A 3,894-nucleotide genomic window follows, 5' to 3' on the forward strand; every position below is an offset into this window, starting at 1 on the left:
CTCGATCATCAGTCGTTCGCCGGTATCGCCCGGGGAATGATCGCCAACCGGGTCTCGTATGCATTCGGGTTGCGCGGCCCCAGCCTGACCGTCGACAGCGGCCAGTCGTCGTCGCTGGTCGCCGTGCACCTGGCCTGTGAGAGCCTGCGCCGCGGTGAGTCCGCGCTGGCGGTAGCCGGCGGCCTCCAGCTGAACCTGGCGGACGAAACCCGGGCGCTGGAAACGGCATTCGGCGCCGTGTCACCGTCGGGTCACACCTACGCGTTCGACGCACGCGCGGACGGTTACGTGCGAAGCGAAGGCGCCGGCCTCGTGCTGCTCAAACCGCTGCGCGCCGCCCTCGATGACGGGAACCGCATCCGCGCCGTCATCCGCGGCAGTGCGGTGGGCAACGCCGGGCATACCGCCGCCGGTCAGACCGTGCCCTCGGTTCCCGGCGAGGCCGACGTCATCCGCACGGCGCTGGCCCGGGCAGGTCTGGAAGCCGGCGATCTCCACTACGTCGAGGCGCACGGCACGGGCACCCGGGTCGGCGATCCCGTGGAGGCGAACGCACTCGGGGAGGTTTTCGCGGGCCCTCGCGAGGAGCCGTTGCGGGTGGGATCGGTGAAGACCAACATCGGCCACACCGGAGCCGCCGCGGGGGTCGCCGGCCTACTGAAGGCAGTGCTGGCGATCGAAAACGCCTTGATCCCACCAAGTCTCAACTATTCCACCCCCGATCCGGCCCTCGACCTGCCGGCGCTTGGCCTGCGGGTCAACACCACGCCGCTGCCATGGCAACACGATGTGCGGCGGGCCGGGGTGTCGTCGTTCGGCATGGGCGGCACCAACGCGCACGTGATCGTCGAACAGGCCCCGCCGCGCTCGGAAAGGCCCGGGGCCCAACGGGATGACGTGGCGGTGCCGTGGGTGTTGTCGGCCCGCTCGGCCGCGGCGCTGAGCAACCAGGCGACACGGTTGCTGACGCACGTCTCCGCCGACGCGGAGCTTCGCCCCTGCGATGTGGCGTGGTCGTTGGTCGCGACGCGTTCGGTGTTCGAGCATCGGGCGGTGCTGGTGGGCTCGACTCGCGAGCAGGTCACCGTCGGCCTGGCGGAGTTGGCCGCCGGTGAGCCGGGTGCCGACGTCATCGCGGGGCGGGTGCGACCGGTGGGTAAGACGGCGTTCGTCTTTCCCGGTCAGGGCGCGCAGTGGTTGGCGATGGGGCGCCGGCTCCACGAGCGGTTCTCGTTGTTCGGCAACGCCTTTGACGAGGCAGCGCGCCTACTGGATGCCCGGATGCGGCTGCCCCTGAAGCAGGTGATGTGGGGCAGTGACCCAGACCTGCTGCATGACACCGAGTTTGCCCAGCCGGCGCTGTTCGCCGTCGAGGTGGCATTGGCGGCATTGTGGCGGTCGTGGGGTGTGGAGCCCGATCTGGTGATGGGGCATTCGGTGGGCGAGATCGCCGCGGCGTATGTTGCCGGCGCCCTGTCGCTGCAGGATGCATCCGAAATCGTGGCGGCCCGGGGGCGGTTGATGAGCGCGCTTCCCGCCGGCGGGGTGATGGTCGCAGTGGCGGCCGGGGAGGCCGAGGTGGCCCCCCTGCTCGTCGACGGTGTCAGCATCGCAGCGGTCAACGGCCCGGCCTCGGTGGTGCTCTCCGGTGCAGCAGAACCCGTCGACGCCGTGGTGGACCGGTTGGCCCGGGATGGCCGGCGGGTACGCCGCCTGGCGGTCTCGCATGCGTTTCATTCGGCGTTGATGGAGCCGATGCTCGGGGACTTCGCGACGGTGGTCTCCGGCGTGACGGCCGCAGAACCGCGAATTCCGCTGGTATCGAACGTGACTGGGCGGTTGGCCGGTCATGGGTACGGCTCGCCGGATTACTGGGTGGAACATGTGCGTCGCCCGGTGCGCTTCGCCGACGGGGTCGGGTTGGCCGAGTCGCTGGGAGCCGGCGTGTTCGTGGAAATCGGCCCCGCCGGCGGTCTGAGCGCCGCTATAGAGCAGATCCTGACCGACGAGCGGGCCTTCGCGGTGGTGACGATGCCCAGGGACCGGCCCGAAATCGACTCGGCGCTCGGTGCGGCCGCACGGTTGTTCGCTACGGGCGTACCCGTGGACTGGGCCGGGGCGTTTGCAGACGTCGATGCCCACCCGGTCGAGTTGCCCACGTACGGCTTTGCCAGGCAGCGATTTTGGCTGGATGAGCGGGGAGAGACGGCGCCGCGACCGGCCACCCTGGCCGACGGACTGCACGCGTTGTCCGCCGACGATCAGCGTCGTCGGCTCGTGGAATTGGTGTGCTCGAATGCGGCGATTGTCTTGGGCCACCCGGCCGGCAGTGACATCGATGCCGAACAGGCCTTCCAGGACCTGGGGTTCGATTCGATGACCGGCGTCGAGTTGCGCAATCGCCTCGGAAGCGACGTCGGGTTGGCTTTGTCACGCACCCTGATATTCGACTATCCCACGCCGGCCGCATTGGCCGAGCACTTGCAGCAACGATTGCTGCACTGCGAGGCCGGGGAATCCGAAGAAGAACGGATCTGGTCGATGCTGCGCAAGATTCCGTTACGCGAACTGCGGCGCACCGGATTGCTTGACGAACTTCTGCTGGTCGCCGGTCAACTTCCGGCTCGTGACGCACCGGTCGGGGCTGATGAGATCGACGCGCTCAGCCCCGACGCATTGGTGGCGATGGCGCTGAATTCGGAGGAGCCCGAGGACGTCGATTGACGAAATTCTTGCTGGCAGCGGCGATTACGTGGCGAAAATCCCGTACTAATACCACATGTGTTTAATAGCGAGAATTTTGCGACCGTGAAAATTACGTCCTAAGATTTCGACCGCAGGGGGCCTTTTTCGGGCGGGGGCACCGGAGGTAGAACATTGAGCGTCATAGCGGGTGTGTTCGGGGCATTGCCGCCGAATAGGTACAGCCAGAGCGAGGTCACCGACCAGTTCGTCGAGTTCCCCGGGCTCAAGGAGCACGAGGAAATCGTTCGGCGCCTGCACGCCGCCGCGAAGGTCAACGCGCGCCACCTCGTCCTCCCGCTGGAAAGGTACGCGTCGCTCACCGACTTCGGCGAGGCGAACGAGATCTTCATCGAGAACGCGGTCGAACTCGGCTGCGAGGCGCTGCTGGGTGCGCTGGATGAGGCGGGTCTGCAGCCCCAGGACATCGACATGATCATGACCACGACGGTCACCGGCGTCGCCGTGCCGTCGCTGGACGCCCGGATCGCCGGACGGCTCGGCCTGCGACCCGACGTGCGCCGCATGCCGCTGTTCGGCCTCGGCTGCGTCGCCGGCGCGGCGGGGGTGGCCCGGGTGCACGACTATCTGCGCGGCGCGCCCGACGACGTCGCGGTGCTGCTTTCGGTCGAGCTGTGCTCGCTGACGTACCCGGCGTGCAAACCCACGGTGTCGGGCCTGGTCGGGAGCGCCCTGTTCGGCGACGGTGCGGCCGCGGTGGTGGCCGTGGGGGAGCGCCGGGCCCAACGCGACGAACGACTCCGCGCCAGCGGCCCGGACATCGTCGACACGCGCAGCCGCCTGTACCCCGATTCGCTGAACATCATGGGCTGGAACGTCAGTTCCGCCGGCCTCCAACTGGTGCTGTCCCCGGAGTTGCCGGCGCTCATCCACCGTTACCTCGCCGACGACGTCAACGGGTTCCTCGCCGCGCACGGGTTGAGCACGGACGACATCGGTGCCTGGGTCACCCATCCCGGCGGGCCCAAGGTCCTCAACGCGATCACCGACAGCCTCGATCTGCCGCCCGAGGCACTCGAGTTGACGTGGCGCTCGCTGGGGGAGATCGCCAACCTCTCGTCGGCCTCGGTGCTGCACATCCTGCGCGACACCATCGCCAAGCCGCCGCCCAGCGAAAGCCCCGGGCTGATG

General features: G+C 68.4%; 2 protein-coding genes. Both read left to right on the plus strand.

Annotated features, from left to right (window positions below; all coding sequences use genetic code 11):
• Window positions 1-2,724 (plus strand): type I polyketide synthase (locus AC2VOR_RS00285; RefSeq protein ID WP_486962980.1); only part of this gene is annotated, 2,724 nt, incomplete at its 5' end.
• 153 nt (window positions 2,725-2,877) lie between these two features.
• The coding region (locus AC2VOR_RS00290) for a type III polyketide synthase (protein ID WP_486962981.1) at window positions 2,878-3,894 on the plus strand (1,017 nt) is incomplete at its 3' end.

Source organism: Mycobacterium sp. TH-M103 (assembly GCF_057473785.1).